Consider the following 21,738-nt stretch of genomic DNA (forward strand, 5'->3'; position numbering starts at 1 on the left):
GGCTTTTGACATCCCTTTATAAAAAAAACATTACGTCCCCCTCCGTCCAACGCTTGTCTGCGGACACGCAAAAAAACAGCCCCCCGATTGACGGGGAGCTGTCCATATGATCGCATGCCGGCTGCAGCGGCCTCACGCTTCCGATTTGATCGTTTCGTAATCGAAGCACGGGTACGAGCCAAGCGTACGAACCTGACAGCCAAGCGCTTCGATTTCGGCGATCGCCGCAGGCATCAGAACGGAATCGAGCGAGCCTTCGACATCGATATAGAAATAGTAGCTGCCAAGCTTCAGCTTGGTCGGACGCGACTCGATTTTGGATAAGTTGATGCGCCTCCAAGCGAAGGCGGACAGCACCTGGTGAAGAGCTCCGGGGAAATCCTCGGGAAGCGTCACGACAAGCGTCGTCTTCATCTGACCCGAAGGACGAAGACTTGGCGTCTCGTTGCCTACGAGCACGAACCGGGTATAATTGTTCTGGTGGTCGGTAATGTTTGCGGCCAAAATATCCAGCCCGTGCAGCTTCGCCGCCAATCGGGTGCCGATCGCCGCAAAGCCGTCCGGTCCTTCCGTTTCGCCGCGTTCCTTGACGATTTGCACGCCCCTGGCCGTGCTGCTGACGCCTTCCGATACGACACCCGGAATGTTGCCGCGCAAAAATTTGTAGCACTGGCTTGTCGCTACCGGAATCGAATATATTTTTTTGATGCCCGAGTATGGGCTGCCGCTTTCCGGCCGCAAATCCTGCTTGTAGCCGATCAGATTCTGAATCGACGGGTATACCCATTCCGCCAAAATCGGCAGATTGAATTCGTTGACGAGCAAATCCACGTGAAGACTGACCGAGCCGTCAATCGCATTTTCAATCGGAATGACGCTAAAATCCGTCTCTCCGTTCACGGTAGCCGTGAACACGTCATACATTTGCGGATAGCCGATATATTCGTATTCCCTGTCGCCAAGAAAACATAAGGAAGACTCCTGGGAAACGGTTCCTTCCGGCCCCAAGAAAGCGATGCGCTTCATGCCCTAATTTCTCCTTTAGAGGTACCGGTACTTTTTCTAGCGTTGCCAACGAACCGGCGCTTTAGATGTTTTGGAATAATGTACTACTCTCTGCAGCGGGTGTCAACACTTCGGCGCCTTGAAGATCAGGCTTCAGCCACATCGTATGGGCCGTGACGCCTTCCTTGCCCAGCGTATCGATCAAGTACTTCTCCAGCTCCTGCTTTCGGTCGTTCTCCGCATCGACGAGCGCAAGCAAGGTCGGTCCCGCTCCGCTAAGCGCAATGCCAAGCGCCCCGTGATCCACGGCTTCGCGCAGAATTTGCCCCATCCCCGGGATCAAACCGCTCCGGTAAGGCTGATGCAGCGCATCCTTCATGGCATGGCGAATCATGTCAAGACGACCGGTGCTCAGAGCCGCAACGAGCAGCGATGAATGGCTGAGGTTGTATACGGCATCCTTCATCGGCACTTCTTTCGGAAGGACATGGCGGGCTTTTTCCGTCAAAAGCTGAAACTCCGGTATCGCCACTAGCACTTCGAGCCGTTTATCCGGTTCCAGCCGGATCAGATCGGCGCGCGTCCCATCCCATTTGGCGACAACGAGTCCGCCGAATAGCGATGCGCCGACGTTGTCGGGGTGATTTTCCAGCGACGTAGCCATTTGCAGCAATTTATCCTTCGACAGCGGATTGCCGGCAAGCGCATTGGCCGCAACCAGCGCGCCCACGATGGCCGAAGCGCTGCTTCCTAATCCGCGGGTTAACGGAATTTCGCTTTGCATCGCGATGTCCAGCTCCGGTATGGAGACGCCTGCCTCGCGGAACACGAGCTGCGCCACCTCGTAAACCAGATTCGACTTATCGGTCGGCACGCCTTTGACGTTCTCTCCGTGCAGCCGGATAACCGTTTGCTCCGCTGCGGACATTTCGATCCAGGCATACAACTCCAGCGCCATGCCCAAGCAATCGAAGCCCGGCCCCAAATTAGCCGTGCTGGCAGGCACTTTGACGCGTACTTTACGGTTCATTTCGGTATTCGCTCCCTACAATAAAATACCCCGCATCCCGGGGTGTCCTGTTCAAACGCTCGGTACGTATCGTAACTTCGAAACGCTTCAAAAATGCTTCCTTACAAGAATGGCACTAAAGCAGGTTCCACTTTAGTGCCATCGTTTGCGATTCGCCGGAAGGCAGCATCCGCGTTTAGGAAAGCTTGCTGATCGCATCCATGACAGACTCCACCGTATCCTGTACGACAAGCGGTTCTGCGGCGACGCTCTTGATCGCGATGTTCGGATCCTTCAGGCCGTGGCCGGTCAGTACGCAGACGACAGACTCGCCGCCTTGGAAGTATCCTTCGCGGTGAAGCTTCATAACGCCGGCAATCGATGCCGCCGAAGCCGGCTCCGCAAATACGCCCTCTTTGGCAGCTATCGTGCGGTAAGCGTGTAGAATCTCGTCATCGGTGACGTAGTTGATTTGACCGCCGGACTGCTCGGCAGCTTCAACGGCCGTTTTCCAGCTTGCAGGATTGCCGATCCGGATTGCCGTCGCCACCGTTTCCGGGTTCGCAATCGGCTCTCCCTTAACGATCGCCATCGCGCCTTCCGCCTCGAAGCCGATCATTTTCGGCAGCGACTGGGACTTGCCCTTGGCTTTATATTCTTTAAATCCTTTCCAGTAAGCACTGATGTTGCCCGCATTGCCGACCGGAATCGCCAGGAAGTCCGGCGCCTTGCCAAGCTGGTCGCAGACCTCGAAGGCCGCAGTTTTTTGACCCTCGATGCGGTAAGGATTGACGGAGTTTACGAGCGTAATCGGATGGTTAGCCGTAATTTCACGGACGATTTCAAGGGCACGGTCGAAATTGCCTTCGATCGCGATAACCTTCGCGCCGTAAATAATCGCTTGCGCCAGCTTGCCGAGCGCGATGTTATTGTTCGGAATAAGCACGATGCAGTTCAAGTTGCCGCGTGCCGCATAAGCGGCGGCGGCGGCGGATGTATTGCCCGTGGAAGCGCACATGATCGTGCGGCTGCCTTCCTCCATCGCCTTGGCGACGGCCATAACCATCCCCCGGTCCTTGAACGAGCCGGTCGGATTAAGACCTTCATATTTAAAATAGACGTCCAGCTTAAGCTCCTCCGAAAGCTTCTCGGCGCGTATCAACGGCGTGTTGCCTTCATGAAGCGTCAGCAGCGGCGTATTTTCGTTTACCGGCAAATAATCCTTGTACGTTTGCAAAAGCCCCATGTATCTCATTTCGTAAAGCTCCTTCCGTATTTACCCCGTAAAATGTCGCGTTCGCGCGCTCGACTAGCCTACTAGCCTTCGACGCGGTATACGCTTTTGATTTCGTGGATGACGTCAAGCGATTCGAACTGCTTCAGCACCTTATTCATGCTCGCCTGGATCGCATTATGCGTGATAATAATAATTTCGGCTTGCGGAATAGCAGGATTCGGCTGCTGGAATACCGATTCCAAACTGACGTCATGATCGGAGAACGCCTGGGTGATTTTGTGCAGAACGCCCGCTTTATCCGCAACGTGCAGCAGGATATAGAACTTCGATGCTATTTCCTCATCGCTTTTTAATTTCTTTTCTTTATAGGTCATCAATCCGCTGCGGCCAGCTACGCCGAGCCCCATGTTTTTGCCGACGCGAATCAAGTCCGCCACGACGGAGGTAGCAGTCGGAAGCTCGCCCGCGCCCGGACCGTAAAACATCGTTTCCCCGACAGCCTCGCCGTAAACGTAAACGGCATTGTATACGCCGCCGACGGTAGCAAGCGGATGGGACGTCTTCACCATTGTCGGCTGGACGCTGACGCTGATCGAATCGTCTTTTCGTTCCGCGATGCCGAGCAGCTTCACTTCATAGCCTAGCTTTTTGCCGTATTGGATGTCTTCCTTCGAAACCTTGGAAATGCCTTTGACCGACACGTCGGACAACGCAATGTTCGAATGGAAGCCAAGCGTCGCCAGAATCGTCATTTTTCGGGCCGCATCAAGGCCTTCGACGTCGGAGGTCGGGTCCGACTCGGCGTAGCCGAGCTGCTGCGCTTCCGCCAGCACTTCGGCGTAATCGGCGCCTTCCTGGCTCATTTTGGTCAGTATATAATTGGTCGTGCCATTCACGATCCCCATAATTTTCGTAATCCGGTCGGAAGAGAAGCCCTCGATCAGCGTCCGGATAATCGGGATGCCGCCGGCCACGCTCGCTTCGTAGAAAACGTCGCAGCCCTTCTCCGCCGCTTTGGCCAATATTTCAGGTCCGTGCAGCGCCATCAAGTCTTTGTTGGCAGTCACAACATGCTTGCCGCGCTCAAGCGCTTCAAGTATGTATCCCTTCGTCGGCTCGATCCCGCCCATTACCTCGACGACGACGTCGATTTCGGGGTTATTGATGACATCCCATGGGTTGTCTGTCACAAGCTCGGAAGAAACACGCAAATTGCGTTGTTTTTCAAGGTCGCGCACCAATATTTTCGAAACCTCTATGGAAGCGCCAGTCTGTCTTTGCAAATCCTCCTGATGACCCTCCACAATACGGACGACACCCGTCCCGACCGTTCCAAATCCAAGAAGTCCTACTTTGATCGGTTTCATCTTTAATTCCTCCTCTATTTATCCCTGCGGCAAGAGAGCTAAGCTGCACAAATTTCCTGACGGCGCCGCCTTATTCCGCAAATTTCGCAACAATTTCGCAACGTACCGAAATCGGAATTTCATGCACCCAAACCCTGCTGCGGTGCGGGGCCCCCCCGTTATCGATTATCGTTCAGCATTATCCTTGGCCCAAGACGATAGCCCGTCGAACGCCTTCCTCGGAACGCAGCGCGCCGACCAGTTCATCGAGCTTCTCGGCGAGTTTCGATGTCTCTACCGTAACGACGACGTTCGCCATCCCTTGCAGCGGGATCGTCTGGTGAATCGTCAGCACGTTTCCTTCCATGCTCGCAATCAATTGCAATACTTTCGAAAGCATGCCCGAACGATGTTCGAGCAGCATGGAAATGGTTGCGATCCGATCCCGATTCAACTGATTCTGCGTAAAAACGCCGTCCCGATACTTATAAAAGGCGCTCCGGCTCAGACCCACTTTGTCTACCGCTTCGTGAATCGTTTTGACGTCGCCCTTGGACAGCAACTCTTTGGCTTGCGCGGTTTTAAGCACCGCTTCCGGCAAAATGTGCTCGCTTACCAAATAATATCGTTCCATGATCGTCCTGTCCATCCGTCCTCTATAGGGAGACTATTGTGCTTCGTATGTGGACATTATAACGAAAACTGACGACCTCGGCAATAGGATATTTGTCGAATTGTATACTTGGACAGGGCTGTTGACCGAAATTGAGAATGGAAGCGCCATCATTCAGGCGGGATTGCGAGGGTATCCTTTGGCGGGCGGAAACGGCAGACGATTCGGTTACGGGCAGATCGTATCCCCTTATTTAAACAGCAATAGACCCTGTTTATTATACCAGAATAAACAGGGTCTATCATTCACAAAACCTATTCACTTGTAAGACTATCCTCCTACAGAATCCTGAACCGTCGTACGTATCAGATTTCCTTTCAAATTGATAAAGTTCGGGTCCCCGCATGCCCCAATGACTCGGTATAGCTGCTTGGGCTATCCTCCTTCAATCGATGCTGCATTCTTGCTTAATGGGCATGCTTCGCTAACCTACGTCAATGGACTATCCCCTCTCTGTGTCAGATATTTATATCATTCGGCATAGGGAGCAGGTAGTGGATGGCCTGTCCGGTTTCGGAGCAGCGTTGCCATCTGAGATTCCCTAGTCGAATCATATAACGGGAGGTTGGAAGAGGATTGCTTGTTGCATGTGTTTATCTTAGCCTATTATTTTAATTTTGTAAATATTCTGAATATTTCGTTTTATTTCTATTTCGCCATTATATTCCTTCCTTTCTCTCGATTCCTTCACGATGCTAATGATTTCAAAAACTTGCTCATTTGACTTTTGAAAGAGCGCCCGCACATCTCGCTGCCGCTCACGATTCTCAGGAAGAGCTTTAAGCGAAAAGCCTGTCCGCAAGCGGATTGCAATTCAGCTCCCCTTCCCCCATAATTTAGTTTGATCGCGGAGCGGCTTTAGGGCGGACAGCATGTAACGGCAGCGCCGGATAACCGGCTAAAGCACCCGGTCACCTGCCCGGGTGCTTTAGCGTGACGATCTGCGACAGCACGGCTTCCTCATCTGCCACCGGTTCCTTGGACGGCTTACCGAAAATAAAGCCGGCGACGATGAACGCCGTTAACGATAACGTCGCAATTCGTTTAAATTCGTCGTCATCCTTCTGATTGGCCATAAAAATCCCTCCCGCTGCTTCTCTACCATTGTATGTGCTCGGGCATAATCCGATTGGACATTTGCCCATCCGGGAGGCGATTCGTACTGTGCAATAAAACGCGGGCTCGTCGCGGAAGCCGCTTGCTGCAATGCCGATAAGGCGATGCCCGATTTCACCGGAGCTGGAGGAGTAACCGTATGTTTAAACTGCGTTTGATGGCGACTGCCGTCTTATTTCATGAAAACGATCTGTTAATGATGAAGCGATCGCCGAATCGCACGCTGTCCCCAGGCATGTGGGCGGGAATCGGCGGACATTTGGAGCAGCACGAAATCGGCGATCCGAGAGCCGCCTGTCTGCGCGAGATCGAAGAGGAGACCGGACTCTCCGCCGGCGACATCCCGCATTTGAAGCTGCAGTACGTTCTTATCCGCTTGAACGGAAACGAAATCCGCCAGCAATTCGTTTATATCGGCCAAACGAATCGGCGGGATGTCGGCACTACCGATGAAGGAGAGCTTCACTGGATTCCGAGGGAACGGATATTCGGCCGTGAAATACCGTTCGTATTCCGGGAACTGCTGAACCACTATTTGACAAACGGTCCTTCCGATCATGTATGGATCGCTACGGCTTCCCTGCAGGATACGGAAAACGAAGCGGGCCCGAAACGGCAACCGGCTATGATATGGACGCCCATGCTCGATCCGCTCACCTGATTGCCGCAACAAACAAAGGGCTGTCTCAAAAGCGATTTCGCTTTTGAGACAGCCCTTTCCTTAGAGAGAACCCTCATTATTTAGGGGAAGCCGCCGCAGGGTAGCTTCCCTGAAAACCAAGCTCCTTGGATACGCCTTCGGCCGCCTGCTTCACCGATTCTCCAACCGTAATGAATTTGACGCCCGGCAAATCCTTACTGAGCGATGTGATGCTCATTGAAGCGACTACATTCCCCGTATAATCGTAAATCGGTGCGCCGATACAGCGAATGCCTTCCTCGAATTCCTCATCCTCTATCGAAAACCCGTGCTCCCTTACGAAACGGACGTCTTCCATCATCTTGTCCAGCGAACGGCTTCCTTTGTCCGATGGGCCCGACTGCTTTTCGTTGATCATTCGGGCGATCTCTTCGTCCGTCAAACCGGAGGCGAGAGCTTTACCCACGCCCGATGCGTGCAGCTCGTTGCTTTGTCCGACGGTCGTCGCAAATCTTACAAAGCCCGCACCCTCCACTTTATCGATATAGACCGCTTTTTCATTATAGAGAACAGCCAGGTGAGCGGTATACGGCGATTCCCTGACTAGGCGTTCCATGTGCGGGCGGGCGATTTTGAGCATATCCATCGATTTGAGGTAGCTCATACTCCAGCGGAACATGCCTTGTCCGAGCCTGTACTTGCCCTCGGTCGTCTTCTTAATGATATCGTGCTGCTCGAGCGTGTTCAAGATCACGAACGTCGTGGATTTGGGCAGCTCCAGCTGCGTATAAATTTCACTTATCGACAGCTCCGACTCCGCTAGTGCGTTCAGAATAGAAATCGCTTTATCGAGCGCCGGAACGGAATATTCCTTATCCTTGTCTTTCTCTTTCGCTACGCGTGCCATAAATTGAAGCGCCTCCCGGAAAATAGGCATCATAAAGTTATCATTTTGCATGAATCCTTGATGAAAGTTCAATATATTGAAACGATACCACCTGATCATCTTACCCTATTCCATTCAAATTTGTCAAAAGAGATATCCCCGGCATTCCGCTTTGTTTTTCTCACACACCTCTATCGGCCGCATTTTGTCGGAACAGCAATAATTATATATTGACGACTGCAGAATACAGCGCCTATAATCAATATATAGAACTAAGTTCACAATATTGAATGAGGAGACGATTACTCTCATGAACACGACTCGCAGCCAAGAGCTGTACGCAAAAGCTAACCTATACACACCGGGCGGCGTGCACTCCGCAACCCGTAACGTAGAGCCCCACCTGGTTTTCACCAGAGGTGAAGGCGCCTATATTTACGATGCCGATGGCAACAAATATCTCGACTATCAAGCCGCATTCGGTCCGTACATCCTGGGTCATAACCATCCTTACGTCAACAACAAAGTGATCGAAGCGATCTCCCGCACCGACATGTTCGGCGTAGGCTCGACGGATCTTGAAATCATTCTTTCCGAAAAAATCGTCAAGCACGTTCCTTCCGCGGATCAAGTGCTGCTCTGCAACTCCGGCTCCGAGGCGACGTACCACGCAATCCGCTTGTCCCGCGCCGTGACCAAACGCGATAAAATCATCAAGTTCCAAGGCTGCTACCACGGCTGGCACGACTACGTTGCCCGCAACATGCTTAGCGCTTGGGATATGATCGGCAAACGCGATCCGGGATCCGCGGGCATGCTGGATGATGCTATCGACAATACGCTCGTATGTACGTACAACGATCTTGAAGATGTCGAGCGCACGCTGAAAGCGAACGAAGGCCAAGTCGCCGCGATCATTATCGAGCCGATCCCTCACAACATCGGCTGCATCATGCCGCAACCGGGCTTCCTGGAAGGTCTACGCAGCCTGTGCGACGCGAACGGCACGATCCTTATTTTCGACGAAGTCATCACCGGCTTCCGTCACAGCATCGGCGGCTACCAGAAGGTTGCCGGCGTAACGCCGGACCTGACGACGATGGGCAAAGCGATGGCCAACGGCTATCCGATCGCCGCTATCGCGGGCAAAAAAGAATTGATGGAACGCTTTAATACGAAGCCGGGCGGCGACTGCTGGTTCGCAGGAACGTACAACGGCCATGCCGTAGGAACTGCCGCTTCTATCGCTACGATTGAGTTGATGGAAAACGAACCGGTTCACGAGCATATTTTCCGTCTCGGCGAAAAAATGCGTTCCGGTCTCCGCGAAATCCACAACCGTCTCGATATGGACGTATTCGTAGCCGGCTTCGGTTCCGTATTCACGACTTACTTCATGAACTTCGAGCCTAAGCATTATGCCGAGCTGCAGCACAACGACGCTGACTTCTACGTAAAATACCGCAAAAAGCTGATCGAGCGCGGCATCTACAAAATGCCGATGAACATCAAGCGGAACCACGTCAGCTACAGCCACACCGATGAAGACATCGACCATACGCTGGACGTGATCGAAACGGTTTTGAAAGAAATGCTGAACAAGTAACAGTCTGAACGATACGATACGACAACGGGGCGTTTCCGATTACGGAAACGCCCCGTTTTTATTTTGTTATGCCGCAGCCGTTTATGCAAAAAAAGCCCCAGCATGCTACTGGGGCTTTCCATGATTTCGCTATTCTTTTCTCCGGGACAAAGCCTTTGTCCGATTATGCAACCTCGCGTTTGCCGGAAGTAACCGGGGCGCTCGGTTTTACGCTTTTGCTGCGCACGAACAAGCTGATCGGCAAGGCGACAAGCGCAATGATCGTAGCGAGCAAATACACATCGTTGACGCTCATCGTAAACGACAGCATTTGGATCGTCGCTTTGTCCGTCGTTCCGGCTTTGACCAAGTCGGTCGCATGGGTCGTCGAACGGGAGGCGAGCAGCGTCGTGAAGATCGCGATGGCGAACGAACCGAACACGTTGCGGAGCCAGTTGCTGAGCGACGATGCATGACCGCTGAGCGCGGGCGGGATTTGTTCCATCCCCGCATTGCTCGCCGGCATCATCGTCAGCGCGATCCCGACGTTGCGCACGATCATCCAGAACAAAATATAGCCGTGCGGCACATCGACGCCTAGCCAGCTGAGCGGCAAGCTTCCCGCTGCAATCAGCACGATCCCGGCGATGAGCAGCACCCGCGGGCCTATACTTCCGTAAAGCTTCCCGACAATCGGCATGACAAGCGCCATCGCGAGCGAGGCGGGTAGCAATATCAAGCCTGTGTCAAGCGGCGATACGTGCTGGATGTTTTGCAGAAAAACAGGCGTCAGGAACGTACCTGAATACAAACTGATCGTAACGATGCTGGTGATGATCAGCGTAAGCGTATATCTGCCGTTTTTCAGTACACGAAGGTTCAGTAGAGGCGTTTCGGCCTTCAGCTCCCGCCAGACGAACAGTACGAGCGTAAGGAGTCCGAAACCGAGCAGCGACAACACTTTCCATGAAGTCCAGCCCCACGCATGGCCTTGCGATAACGAAACCAATATCGATGAACTGCTCAGGATAACGGTAATGAAGCCGATTGAATCAAATGATTTCGGTACGTTCAAGCGATAGAAAGGGATATACCGGGCCACAAGGAGAACCGCAACGAGTCCTACGGGCACGTTCATCCAGAACAGCCAAGGCCAATTCCAATTTTCCAGAAGCCAACCGCTGAAGGTAGGCCCGATCGCCGGAGCCAGCATGGAAGACGCCGCCCATAAACTGATCGCCATCGCCTGCTTCTCGCGGGGAATGATTTGATATACGATAGCCATGGTGGCAGGCGTTATCAATCCGCTGAATACCCCTTGCAAAATACGGAATGCAATCAGCGACGGCGCATCCCACGCAAGCGCGCAAAGCGCCGATGTAATCGTAAAACCGACCAAGGCGTACAGAAACAGCCGTTTGTAGCTGAACCGTTCGCCCAAATAGCCGGTTATCGGAGCGAATGTCCCCATCGACAGCATGAAGCCGGTGAGCGTCCATTGAATCGTGCTGAGCTCCGAATCAAAATCCTTTACCAACACGGGTATGGCGATGTTAATCGTGCTCATGCTAAGAATAGTGACGAAAGAACCGAAAAAGATGGCGATCATAATTGGTAAAAATTTGACGTTTTGAAGCTCGTCTTTACTCACACTCCAGCCCCCAATAACATTTGTGTATATGTCAATATCGACATATAATGATGAAAGATAACCAATATCATACTACGCCGATGTGACTATGTCAAAACTAACATATGGCAGAAGTACACCCGAAATACGCTTCATAGGCGCCCCTTCATTTTTGGGGGATTATAGAGGAGGTCTTTTCGCATGAATACACTCGCTTACGGACTCATGAGTCTGCTTACGTTGACGCCGACTTACGGCTATGATCTCATACCCAAAATCAAGCTATTTTGGCCGGCCACGCACGGACAAATTTACCCGCTGCTCGCCAAGCTCGTCGACAAAGGGCTGATCTCCTATGAACAAGTGCACCAGTCCGACAAGCCTGACAAAAAGGTGTACTCGCTTACGGAGAGCGGGCAAGCGGCCCTGCAGGCGTGGATAGCGGAACCGACCGCCGCTCCCGCTCTGCGGGACGAGCTAGCGCTCAAGACGTTCTGTATCCGGACGACCGATCGGGCAATCGCAAGCAAACTGTTCACGGATCGCATCCAGCTGTACAAAACCAACATGAAGGAGCTCGAAGACAAACGCGAGCAGCTCAGAATACGGCTATCGATCGACGATTTGACGCAAATCCCGTTGGATTCGCCTTATTTGGGAGGGTATTTGCTGATGCAAAAAGCGGAGTGGAACATGGCGAGTGACCTGCGGTGGTGCGAGTGGGCGTTAAAGCTGCTGGACCGAAGCGAATCGGTTCGTACTCCTTAGCCGGCTTCAAGCAGAGGCATCTTTTCCGAAACAAAAAAAAGCCCTGGAAGGGGCTTTTTTTTGTACTCTTATATCCGTTCTACGAACTCGAATTCGAAATCTCCGATTCGAATCGTCTGGCCTTCCTCGGCGCCGAGATCGCGCAGCTTTTTATCGATGCCCATATTGCGCAAAATGCGGGCAAACCGTTGAACGGCGTCGATCGAACCGAAATTGGTCCGTTTAATCAGCTTCTCGATGCTCCGACTGTCGATGACGAAGGCGTCATTGTCGCGGCGAATCGTATATTGCTGCTCGTCTTTAGGCGAAAGCCGGTAAATTTTACGCTCGCTGACTTCAACCACTTCTTCTACAAGCGGTGCATCCGGAATCGTGTCGAGCAGATCGGCTACTTTGTACAGCAGCTCCTGAACGCCTTGCTTGGAAGTCGCCGAAATCGCAATGACTTCGCGAACGATCCTCGCCGCATTCTCCTCCTCGGCTTCGCCGTTTGCGCCTGCAGCGGTCTCCGCGTTGCGCTCCGCTTCGTAAGCCGCTAGCTTCTCCCGGAATGCGTTCAGATATTCCTCCGCATCCGGTATGTCCATCTTATTCGCCACGATGATTTGCGGGCGCCGTTCGAGCGAAGCGTTGTACAGCCGCAGCTCGTCGTTGATTTTGAGCCAGTCCTCGAAAGGATCGCGGCCTTCCGTCGAAGCCATATCGATAATATGAACGATAACCCGCGTCCGCTCGACATGGCGCAGGAACTCATGTCCCAGCCCGACGCCCTGATGAGCGCCTTCGATCAATCCGGGCAAGTCGGCCATGACGAAGCTGCGTCCGTCCCCAACGTCGACCATCCCCAAATTCGGCGTCAGCGTCGTAAAATGATAGGCCCCGATTTTGGGCTGGGCCGCGGAAACGACCGACAGCAGCGTCGATTTGCCGACGCTCGGAAAGCCGACGAGACCTACGTCAGCCATTACCTTCAGCTCGAGCACGACCCAGCGCTCTTGGCCTTCTTCGCCGTTCTCGGCAATCTCGGGGGCAGGGTTGCTCGGCGTGGCGAAGCGCATATTGCCGCGCCCTCCACGTCCTCCGCGGGCCACGACAACCTCCTGCTCATGCCGCGTCAAATCTGCGATAATCTCCTGCGTATCGTCGTCGACGATGACGGTGCCCGGCGGAACCCGAACGATCATGTCGTCGGCATTGGCGCCGTGCATGCTTTTATTGCGCCCTTTGACGCCGCGCTCCGCTTTAAAGTGACGCTGGTAACGAAAGTCCATCAGCGTGCGCAGACCCTCGTCCACCCGGAAAATAACGTCGCCGCCGTTTCCGCCGTCACCGCCGGCCGGACCGCCTTCCGGGACATATTTTTCCCGCCGGAACGAAACGATACCGTCTCCTCCGTCTCCGCCTTTAACGAAAATCTTAGCTTTATCTACAAACATACATGCACCTCATTATGTACGAACTGGTATGTTAACCTCGGAAAGGCAATCGAATGGTGACGACAGCCCGCTCCTCGGAATATTCGCTTTCCTCTTGCGGCGCGCAAGTTGCATAAGCTTTCAGCTTGCCTGCAATCGCCGTCCGTAAACCATTCTCGTCATAGCTGCCTTGATAAACGTAATCGAGAAGCAGCTGGTTTTCCTCCACGTCGACGCTTAAGCTGAGCACATTGGGCTCGCCCTCTCCGGACATCGCGAAGCTGTCGAAAATATCGATCGTCTCGCGTATGAGACGGGCAGTCAGCGCCGTTTGAAGCGGCATGGCCGGCAGATCGATTTCCTGCTCGATGTCGACTTCCAGCGCCATATTCCGCTTGTCCACGCGAAAACTAAGCAAATAAGCGACGAGCTCCGGATCGCCAAGCTTGGAAATAAAGCTTTCCTGCATGACGGTTGCTTTTATTTTGTCCACATAGTCCTGCAATTTTTCATATTTCTTCAATCGGATATAACCGTACAACACTTGCAGTTCATTCATCCAATCGTGCCGGTGATGACTTAACGTGCGAATCAAATGCTGATCGCTTTCCAACCGTCGGCGGCGCCGTTCTTCTCGATGTACATACATGGTGCCGGCGGCCAGCCAGAGCCCTAGGAGCAACCTGCCGTAAAAAGGCATGGCGAAACCGATCATTGCAGCCAGCGCGGCCGCGTTTGCCAGCCAAAGCAGTGCCCTTACGTTATTCCACTGCCGCATGCATCTCTTCCTTCCCACACTTGGTCAACCCGTTCAGTATACCATTCCCGTTCCTCTTTTGGGAACCTCGTCTAACCCGTTTGCGCCAAGAGGAGAAGTTGTTTTTACTCTTTCCAGATACCAGGTTTCATTGACGCATGTCCTGCGAACACCGGGAAACGAACCCGGCTGCGTAGAATCGATAACCTTCCGACACTTCAAAAAAAACTCCGGCACAAAGGCCGGAGCTTCTCGGTACTGGTACTAAGCTTCAACTGCTGCTGCTACCGCTGGAGCTTCTACTGCGTAGACGCTCACTTTTTTGCGGTCGCGGCCCCAACGCTCGAACTTCACGACGCCTTCGATTTTCGCGAAAAGCGTATCGTCCGAACCGATGCCTACGTTGTTGCCCGGGTGAATTTTCGTGCCGCGTTGGCGAACGAGAATGCTGCCCGCAGTAACCGTTTGACCGTCAGCACGTTTAACGCCAAGGCGTTGCGCGTGGCTGTCGCGTCCGTTCTTCGTGGAACCTACGCCTTTCTTCGAGGCGAATAACTGAAGGTTCATTTGCAACATGGTTGTCGACCTCCTTACTTCTTATTTATGCGTATTGCGATATATTTGCCGTACGTCTCTTCAATCGATTGCAACGTGAGCACCATCGTTTCCAGCAGCAGCTGGAGCTTCTCCATCAAAGCCGGTTCGAGGCTGCCGGGAATGTTTCCCGAAGCGAACCCGTCCCGTAGACCGCTGCAGATCGGAATGCCGAGCAGCTTTTCGGCTGCGTTCACCGTGCCGATCGTCACTGCGGATACGCCCGCACAGACGATATCTTGTCCCGGATTCGCATACTTCGCATGGCCCTTGATGGAAAACGACAGAATCGCGTTGTCCGCAGCGTTTCGAACGATCGTGACCTGAATCATGACGGCCTCTTACGCTTGGATTTTCTCGATAACAACCTTCGTGTAAGGTTGACGATGACCTTGCTTGCGGCGATAGTTTTTCTTCGCTTTGTACTTGTACACGATGACTTTTTTGCCTTTGCCTTGCTTCTCCACTTTCGCGGATACGGACGCGCCTGCCACGGTCGGGGAACCGATCACGACACCGCTCTCCTTGGAAACAAGAAGCACTTTGTCGAAGGATACCGCTTCGCCTTCACCTGCGTTCAGCTTTTCGATATAAACGACATCGCCCTCTTGAACCTTGTATTGCTTGCCACCAGTTTCAATAATTGCGTACATTGTGTTGCACCTCCTCCATGTCTCAGACTCGCCTCACTCTAGGTGGCGCCTTGCGGCGCACTTGGGAACCCGATTCGTGCGGTTACAGCATGTTACGGGAACATACTAAAACATAGTATCACAATGATGGGCATAAAGCAATCATAGAATCGCGATTCCACCGCAGCGGGACTTATGACTACGAATCCCATTCGGTCCGATGCGGGCGCTTAGAAGGGATCCGTCCAACCTATCGGCAAAAAAGGCGTTTTGTCCGACCGCTTCGGAAAGCGGATGTACAAAGCGCCTTTTTCGACCGTGCGTCAGCCGCTCCGTTTATTTCCTGCTGCGCAGCAGCTTTCCGCTTCCCGCGCACTGCGGACAATGCTCGTAAAACATATCGTCCACCGTCTGCCGCACCTTTTTGCGCGTCAGCTCGAGCAAGCCCAGCTTCGTCCAGCCGACTACATGCGGCTTGGCGCGGTCGCCCTTCGCATGATACTCCAGTTCGTCGGAAATCGCCTTCCGCTCGTGCTCCTCGTTCATGTCGATGAAATCGACGATGACGATGCCGCCGATATCGCGAAGCCGAAGCAGTCGGGCGATTTCCTCCGCCGCTTCGCGGTTCGTGGTAAAGACCGTTTCGGCCAAGCCCGACGAACCGGTGAACTTGCCTGTGTTGACGTCTACGACCGTTAGCGCCTCGGTCTGATCTACGACCAGATACCCCCCGCTTTTGAGCCATATTTTGCGGCGGAACGCAAGCTCCAGCTCCTCTTCGATGTTATAGGCCTGGAATACATGGGTCTTGCTTCCGTATCGTTTAAGTCTTCCCGCTATGGCAGGGGCCATTTGCGAAACGAGCACTTCGGCTTCCCGCCACATCGCCTCGTCGTCGATCAAAAGCTCGTCTACCTGATTCGTAAACAAATCGCGAATCATTCTTTCCAGCATCCCCGCATCTTGAAACAAAAGAGCAGGCGAATGGCTTCGCTGGCCGGCCCGTTCGACGCTTACCCAAGCATCGCGGAGATGCGCAAGGTCGTTATGCAGCGCATCCGCGTTCTCTCCGCCGGCTACCGTTCGTAAAATGAGCCCTTCTCCGCTGCGGCGGATCGACTCGCCGATTTCCTTCAAACGCGACTTCTCGCGATCCGGCTCCACCTTCTTGGAAACGGCCACGTAATCGGCGTGCGGCATGTAAACGAGCCAGCGTCCCGGAAGCGCGTAGTGCGTCGTTACGCGTGCGCCTTTGGTGCCGAGCGGCTCTTTTTTGACTTGTACGATTATTTCCTGGCCCTTCGTAACGAGTTCCAAAATCGACGGCTTCTCGGCAGGCTGTTTTTCCAAATGAGCCGGAAGCAGGTCGTCAATATACAGAAATGCATTTTTTTCCATGCCGATATCGACAAATGCCGCCTGCATCCCGGCCAGCACGTTGACGACGCGTCCTTTATAAATATTGCCGGCCCGCCCGCGGTCCGCCGGACGCTCGGCGTAAAACTCGACCAGTCGACCGTTTTCCAGAACGGCTACCTGGCAGTTTTGTTCCGAGCCATGAACTACGATCCGCTTCATCCGCTCACCTCTTACGCTTCTGTTGCAGTCCCGAACGATCGGTTTGCTCTTCTCTTACTCTCTCAACCGCAGCGATACAAGCCGCTGCCGGCGACAACCGCCGCGAATACGTATCGAAGGCGTCTTTACTATCATAACACGAACCGCTTGCCGCCCGCACCCTTATGTAGGAATTGCATCGATCCTTATGTTCCCAGCGGGAGAGAAGAACGACTGAATCAAACGCTGCTCCGGCAGCACGCGTTCTATCGTCCCCTGCTTGCCGATGACGTAGACGAGATGATATTTTTCACGCATAAACAGCTGCATAATGTCCCCGATTCTATGATCCTCCGAAACGATGATCGGCTCCGCTACCGTTCCTTTGCGCACGTGAGAAGAAGCCCGGTTTTCGCGGCTCAGCAGAAATCGGACGAATTGATAAGGAAGGCTTTTATAGCCGTACCAGTTCGAGTAAAACAGAAAAACCCCGATCGCAAGCAGGTTCAGCTGTACGCCGCCTCCGCTCCCGATATGAAACAAGGAGCCCGTGATCATCACGACGCTCATAAAAAGGCTGATTACCGTACAGCACAGTAATGTCCTATGATAACTCATCGCGTAGCTTAGCAGCGCCTGCATCACTTTGCCTCCGTCAAGCGGGGAAACGGGCAGCAAATTGAATAAAGCGATCATGGCGTTGCACTTGATAAAATAATCCCACCATTCGGTTTCCGGCCAGCCGACCATTTTCATCCCGAAGGCGAAAGCGATCATCCAAACGTTCTGCAGCGGACCGGCCAACGCCACAAGCATTTCCTCCCGGGCAGGCAAATTGCCGGACTCTTCGACGACGACGACCCCCCCGAACGGCAGCAGCTGCACTTCCTTAACCCGCCACCCGAAGCCTCGCGCGGCAGCCATATGACCGAGCTCATGGACGAGAACGATCGAGAACAGCGTCAGCATCTCGACGAAATGTCCGGACAACAGCGAAACGACCATCATGAGCACGAACAGAGGGTGAAACCGGTACGCCGTGCCGAACGCCCTAATCAAACGTCACCACATCCGCCGGATCGATCGCGCGCAGTTCCTTGGAGAGCGAAAAATAAAACCTCCCGACGGTTTGACCCGGCGTCTGCGCTACTTTGCCCACCGCTTCCCCCGCTTCCAGCCAATCGCCCTGCTGCACGCTGGAAGGCTGAAGCAGCCCGTAGGTCGATTGATAGCCGCTGGCGTGCTGCATGACGACGGTAAAACCGGACGGCTCCCGATTACCGGCAGAAATGACGCGTCCCGTATCCAGCGCACGGACGACCGCGTTCTCCCCAGTCTGCACAACCACCCACGGATGTCCGCTAGCGAACGGCTCCAGCAGCTTGCCTTTAACAGGCCGGATGAAGCCATCCGTCGTTTTGGCGACCACCTTCTGCGACTCTTGATCCTTGGTCGAGCGAAACGTCGGCAGGAACGACGGAGAGCCGCTGAACGTTTCCTTGTACCATGCCGTTATTTTCGCGAACTGCATGTCCTCGTTAAGCGCATAGCGCACCCATTTTTGCCCGGTTTGAGCCCACGGCTGCGGAGTCTGGTACATGAACCAAATAAAACCGAACAATAACCCGCTGACGAGCAGTTTCACGGCAATCGATCGTTTGGAGGGAACGAATCTCCATGGCTCGGGGGGAGTGCCCGGTGAAGCTTGTTTCCCCCTTGCGCCATAGCCGGTCTGCGCCGAATAATAGCCGCCGTACTGGCCGGCTTGCCCTCCGCTCTCATGTCCGCCGTATCCTTCGGCAGTCGAATTCCAGCCGACGCCTTCCATTGCATCGTCACGCTTGCCGTAGCCGTACTGTTCAAGCAGCTCCTTCTCCCTCTGCTTCCATACGTATTCTGGATCTTCGAGACGCGGATCATAGCTGCTGCCGGCTTCCGGCCATGCCGGTAAAGCATGTCCCGCTTGCGGAGCGGCAGGCGCCTGTATGCGGGGCCAAACCCCGTCTCCTTTTCGCTCGTCCACGGAATCCGGGTAATACGGAGACAATCCTTCATTATCTTGAAACTCGTCCTTATGATGAAGCTGCAGCATCCGGATTCTGTCCTGTCTGCGCTGGCGAACGTTATTTTTCACTTCCATCCCGCACTCCTCCCTGCATCCCTACTTGTACAGCTTATGACGGCGGAAAGCGGAATATGAAGCAACTCGCCCTCCTTAAGTTCACAGCAAGGGAAACCTAATGTTAGGCTGCTAGGAAAGCAAAATGTGCTCCTTATAATATCCACTCAAAAAAAGCGGTTGAGCAGGCATAAAATGCCGCTCAACCGCTTTTGCTAAAAACTATCGTCTAACTTAGCTCTCTACGTAGGGGGAAAAGCCCGTTCTAAGGCAGCTTCCCTTCTAAAAGCTTCAGAGCTCGCTGACTACCCCTGGAACGTATACGTTTGTCCCGCTACCGCCTGGAAGCGAATGTAGGAGCTGTCATACCGCTCGAATCGTTCGATGTCCATACCGGCCGCTTCCGCAAGCGACCCGCTGAACCTCAGCGTACAAGTGCCGTTTTGCGACGCTCTTACCGTTAGCTTTGTCAACCGGGACTCCGCCCATTCGAACGCCAACTCGAAACCGCCTCTGGCCCGTAGGCCGCCGACCGATCCTCCGCTCCATTGCTGCGGCAATGCCGGGAGCAAGTGCAGCTCTTCGCCGTGCGATTGCAAGAGCATTTCGGCAATGCCCGCCGTGCCGCCGAAATTGCCGTCGATCTGGAAAGGCGGATGAGCATCGAACAAATTAAGGTACGTGGAGGAGCGAAGCAGCGCCATCACGTTATCGTATGCTTGGGCTCCGTCCTTCAGCCGAGCCCACATGTTGATGATCCATGCCCGGCTCCAACCCGTATGGCCGCCTCCGTTCGCAAGTCTTCGTTCAAGCGTCTGACGCGCCGCTTTAAACAGCTCCGGCGTTTTTTCCGTCACGAGCTCGCCCGGATGTAGCGCAAACAAGTGAGAAATATGCCGGTGGCCCGCCTCTTTCTCCTCGTAATCCTCAAGCCATTCCATCAGCTGGCCGTGTCGGCCGATTTGCGGTTGAGGAAGCTTTAGCAGTGCTTTCTCCAGCTCCTCGCGCAGCGACGAATCCGTTCCTAGAGCCGTAGCCGCTTCCAGGCAGGCATGGAATAACGCATAGACGATCTGGATATCCATCGAAGGCCCCATGCATAGCACGCCGGATTGACCGTTAGGCAGCAAAAAAGTATTTTCCGGAGATAACGACGGTCCGGTCACCAGCCGGCCTTTGGGGTCCTCCACCATATAATCGAGGAAAAACTCCGCAGCCTCCTTCATCAAGGGATAGGCGCGTTTCGCCAAGAAGTCCGTGTTTCCGCCGTACCTGAAGTGCTCCCAATAATGGAGGGCGAACCAAGCGCCGCCCATCGGCCAAATACCGGAAGGCATATGAATGCCGTCGATTGCCGTGTCCGCCCATAATCCGGTATTGTGATGCGCGACGAAGCCTCTTGCACCGTATACTTTACTGGCCGTATGCCTGCCTGTGACCCGCATGCGGTCGACAAGGTCGAAGAGCGCGTCGTGGCACTCCGCCAGATTGCATACTTCCGCCGGCCAGTAATTCATTTGAATGTTGATATTGATCGTATATTTGGACTCCCACGGCGGCACAAAATTGTTGTTCCAGATGCCCTGCAGATTGGCGGCCATGCTGCCGGGCCGCGAGCTGGCCAGCAGCAGATAGCGGCCGTATTGAAAATATAACGATACCAGTCCGTTGTCTTCATTCCCCTGCTGGACCCGCTTCAATCGTTCGTCGGTCGGCAGGCTAAGCAGCTCGCGATCCGACGTTCCGCTTTCGGTCAGCTTCAATTGAACGCGGTCGAACATCGATCTGTGCTCCGCGATATGATCCGCTTTCAGTCGCTCATAAGGCTTGGCCAGAGCCGAATCTAGCGTTCGCACGCAAGCTTCCAGCGGATTCGCGGAGCGGAACGAGGTCGCCGCCGCGAGCAGGAAGGTCACGCTGTCCGCACGTTCGACGGAAATGAAATCGCCGACCGTACGCACGCTGCCACCTTCTGCCGAAGCATGAAGCACCGCATGGAATGCAACGCCGTCGGGACCGCACTGCCCTTTCATGGCGATTCTGTTCGAACCGAGCACGATCGTTCCCCCATCGAACGGACGTCTGCTCAAGTTTGTCGAAACCGTGATGCCCGCAGGCTTATCCGAGGACAGCCGCACGGCAATAACCTGATCCGGCGCGCTCGCGAACAGCTCCCGAGTATACCGGACGCCGTCAATCGTATAGCTGACGCTGGCGATCGCGGTTGCCAGGTCAAGCTCGCGGCGGTATATTTCAGCCTTCGCACCATGGCCTTCGAAAGACAAGCTCCAATCGCCGAGCGGCTGGTACGGGCCGAAATATTTCGGCGTTGACGTCATCGCCATTTTGGCCAAACGCTGTGCCTCCTGCACCTCGCCCGCAAACAGCAGCCGCCTGATCTCCGGCAAATGAGCCGCCGCATCCGGACTGTTTCGATCCTGCGGGCCTCCGTACCATACGGTATCTTCGTTGAGTTGAATCAGTTCTTCTTCCAGCTTCCCGAAAACCATCCCGCCCAACCGGCCATTGCCGATCGGCAGCGCTTCCACCCATTGGGACGCCGCTTTGGGGAACCATAGCTTTGTTGCATTCATGTCGCTCATCGAGTATGTACTCCTTTTGGCGTGCAGAAGTAGTCTTTGTAATGGTTACGCTCCACATTGCGTGGGACAAGCACTTGTCAGATAACTGATATTTTAGCACGGAAAGATGCCATGTGGAAGATCAAATGAGCCGGCCAGCGAGAGGTTCGTCTCACGGTTCCGTACT

At 54.0% G+C, this 21,738-nt stretch carries 20 protein-coding genes and 1 other annotated feature; of the genes, 3 read left to right on the top strand and 17 right to left on the bottom strand.

Annotated elements, in window-relative coordinates; all coding sequences use genetic code 11:
• Positions 1-132 precede the first annotated feature (132 nt).
• The 6 genes from pheA to ACKGJP_RS25735 form a co-directional block, all read right to left on the bottom strand.
• Positions 133-1,026 carry a prephenate dehydratase gene (gene pheA, locus ACKGJP_RS25710; RefSeq protein ID WP_409341636.1) on the bottom strand — a complete coding sequence of 298 codons (894 nt, stop codon included), beginning with the start codon at positions 1,024-1,026 and terminating at the stop codon, positions 133-135.
• Between the two features lie 61 nt (positions 1,027-1,087).
• The gene (gene thrB, locus ACKGJP_RS25715) at positions 1,088-2,035 is read right to left on the bottom strand and encodes a homoserine kinase (protein WP_409341637.1); all 948 of its coding nucleotides are present in this window, start codon (positions 2,033-2,035) and stop codon (positions 1,088-1,090) included.
• A 175-nt stretch (positions 2,036-2,210) separates the two neighbouring features.
• On the bottom strand, positions 2,211-3,269 hold the full coding sequence (gene thrC / locus ACKGJP_RS25720) for a threonine synthase (protein ID WP_409341638.1): 1,059 nt from the start codon (positions 3,267-3,269) through the stop codon (positions 2,211-2,213).
• A 62-nt stretch (positions 3,270-3,331) separates the two neighbouring features.
• Positions 3,332-4,618, bottom strand: coding sequence for a homoserine dehydrogenase (locus ACKGJP_RS25725; protein ID WP_409341639.1), 1,287 nt, complete (start codon positions 4,616-4,618; stop codon positions 3,332-3,334).
• A gap of 178 nt (positions 4,619-4,796) precedes the next feature.
• The gene (locus ACKGJP_RS25730; protein ID WP_409341640.1) at positions 4,797-5,246 is read right to left on the bottom strand and encodes an ACT domain-containing protein; all 450 of its coding nucleotides are present in this window, start codon (positions 5,244-5,246) and stop codon (positions 4,797-4,799) included.
• A 935-nt stretch (positions 5,247-6,181) separates the two neighbouring features.
• The gene (locus ACKGJP_RS25735) at positions 6,182-6,346 is read right to left on the bottom strand and encodes a hypothetical protein (RefSeq protein WP_409341641.1); all 165 of its coding nucleotides are present in this window, start codon (positions 6,344-6,346) and stop codon (positions 6,182-6,184) included.
• A gap of 179 nt (positions 6,347-6,525) precedes the next feature.
• On the opposite strand from ACKGJP_RS25735, the gene ACKGJP_RS25740 reads away from it, so the two are divergent.
• Positions 6,526-7,047 (top strand): NUDIX domain-containing protein, encoded by a 522-nt coding sequence (locus tag ACKGJP_RS25740; protein WP_409341642.1) that lies wholly within the window; start codon positions 6,526-6,528, stop codon positions 7,045-7,047.
• 76 nt (positions 7,048-7,123) lie between these two features.
• Here ACKGJP_RS25740 and ACKGJP_RS25745 read toward each other — a convergent pair whose 3' ends face one another.
• The gene (locus ACKGJP_RS25745) at positions 7,124-7,933 is read right to left on the bottom strand and encodes an IclR family transcriptional regulator (RefSeq protein WP_409341643.1); all 810 of its coding nucleotides are present in this window, start codon (positions 7,931-7,933) and stop codon (positions 7,124-7,126) included.
• A gap of 289 nt (positions 7,934-8,222) precedes the next feature.
• Here ACKGJP_RS25745 and ACKGJP_RS25750 point away from each other — a divergent pair, with 289 nt between their 5' ends.
• Entirely contained in the window at positions 8,223-9,518 is a 1,296-nt protein-coding gene (locus ACKGJP_RS25750; protein WP_409341644.1) for an aspartate aminotransferase family protein, read from the top strand.
• A gap of 163 nt (positions 9,519-9,681) precedes the next feature.
• Here ACKGJP_RS25750 and ACKGJP_RS25755 read toward each other — a convergent pair whose 3' ends face one another.
• Positions 9,682-11,148: an MDR family MFS transporter gene (locus tag ACKGJP_RS25755; protein ID WP_409341645.1), complete on the bottom strand. Its 1,467-nt coding sequence runs from the start codon at positions 11,146-11,148 to the stop codon at positions 9,682-9,684.
• Between the two features lie 180 nt (positions 11,149-11,328).
• Between ACKGJP_RS25755 and ACKGJP_RS25760 the strand changes: the two genes are divergently transcribed.
• Positions 11,329-11,895, top strand: a complete 567-nt coding sequence (locus tag ACKGJP_RS25760; protein ID WP_409341646.1) for a PadR family transcriptional regulator — start codon at positions 11,329-11,331, stop codon at positions 11,893-11,895.
• Between the two features lie 68 nt (positions 11,896-11,963).
• Here ACKGJP_RS25760 and obgE read toward each other — a convergent pair whose 3' ends face one another.
• From obgE to ACKGJP_RS25805, 9 genes are all read right to left on the bottom strand, one after another.
• Positions 11,964-13,331, bottom strand: a complete 1,368-nt coding sequence (obgE, locus tag ACKGJP_RS25765; RefSeq protein ID WP_409341647.1) for a GTPase ObgE — start codon at positions 13,329-13,331, stop codon at positions 11,964-11,966.
• A gap of 31 nt (positions 13,332-13,362) precedes the next feature.
• Entirely contained in the window at positions 13,363-14,088 is a 726-nt protein-coding gene (locus tag ACKGJP_RS25770; protein ID WP_409341648.1) for a Spo0B domain-containing protein, read from the bottom strand.
• 243 nt (positions 14,089-14,331) lie between these two features.
• The gene (gene rpmA / locus ACKGJP_RS25775; RefSeq protein WP_409341649.1) at positions 14,332-14,643 is read right to left on the bottom strand and encodes a 50S ribosomal protein L27; all 312 of its coding nucleotides are present in this window, start codon (positions 14,641-14,643) and stop codon (positions 14,332-14,334) included.
• 14 nt (positions 14,644-14,657) lie between these two features.
• On the bottom strand, positions 14,658-14,993 hold the full coding sequence (locus tag ACKGJP_RS25780) for a ribosomal-processing cysteine protease Prp (RefSeq protein ID WP_409341650.1): 336 nt from the start codon (positions 14,991-14,993) through the stop codon (positions 14,658-14,660).
• Between the two features lie 9 nt (positions 14,994-15,002).
• Complete coding sequence (rplU, locus tag ACKGJP_RS25785) at positions 15,003-15,314, bottom strand: 50S ribosomal protein L21 (RefSeq protein ID WP_113030278.1); 312 nt, start codon at positions 15,312-15,314, stop codon at positions 15,003-15,005.
• A gap of 14 nt (positions 15,315-15,328) precedes the next feature.
• Positions 15,329-15,408, bottom strand: a sequence feature (ribosomal protein L21 leader region).
• Positions 15,409-15,629: 221 nt separating this feature from the next.
• Complete coding sequence (locus ACKGJP_RS25790; protein ID WP_409341651.1) at positions 15,630-16,871, bottom strand: Rne/Rng family ribonuclease; 1,242 nt, start codon at positions 16,869-16,871, stop codon at positions 15,630-15,632.
• Positions 16,872-17,033: 162 nt separating this feature from the next.
• Positions 17,034-17,909: a M50 family metallopeptidase gene (locus ACKGJP_RS25795; RefSeq protein ID WP_409341652.1), complete on the bottom strand. Its 876-nt coding sequence runs from the start codon at positions 17,907-17,909 to the stop codon at positions 17,034-17,036.
• On the bottom strand, positions 17,902-18,990 hold the full coding sequence (locus tag ACKGJP_RS25800) for a peptidoglycan DD-metalloendopeptidase family protein (RefSeq protein WP_409341653.1): 1,089 nt from the start codon (positions 18,988-18,990) through the stop codon (positions 17,902-17,904). Before ACKGJP_RS25800 ends, ACKGJP_RS25795 begins: the two co-directional genes overlap by 8 nt.
• 284 nt (positions 18,991-19,274) lie before the next feature.
• Positions 19,275-21,572, bottom strand: coding sequence for a glycosyl hydrolase family 95 catalytic domain-containing protein (locus tag ACKGJP_RS25805; protein WP_409341654.1), 2,298 nt, complete (start codon positions 21,570-21,572; stop codon positions 19,275-19,277).
• Between the last annotated feature and the right edge of the window lie 166 nt (positions 21,573-21,738).

Origin of the sequence: Paenibacillus litoralis (assembly GCF_046244365.1) — a bacterium.
In the GTDB taxonomy this organism is placed as follows: Bacteria; Bacillota; Bacilli; order Paenibacillales; family NBRC-103111; genus Paenibacillus_V.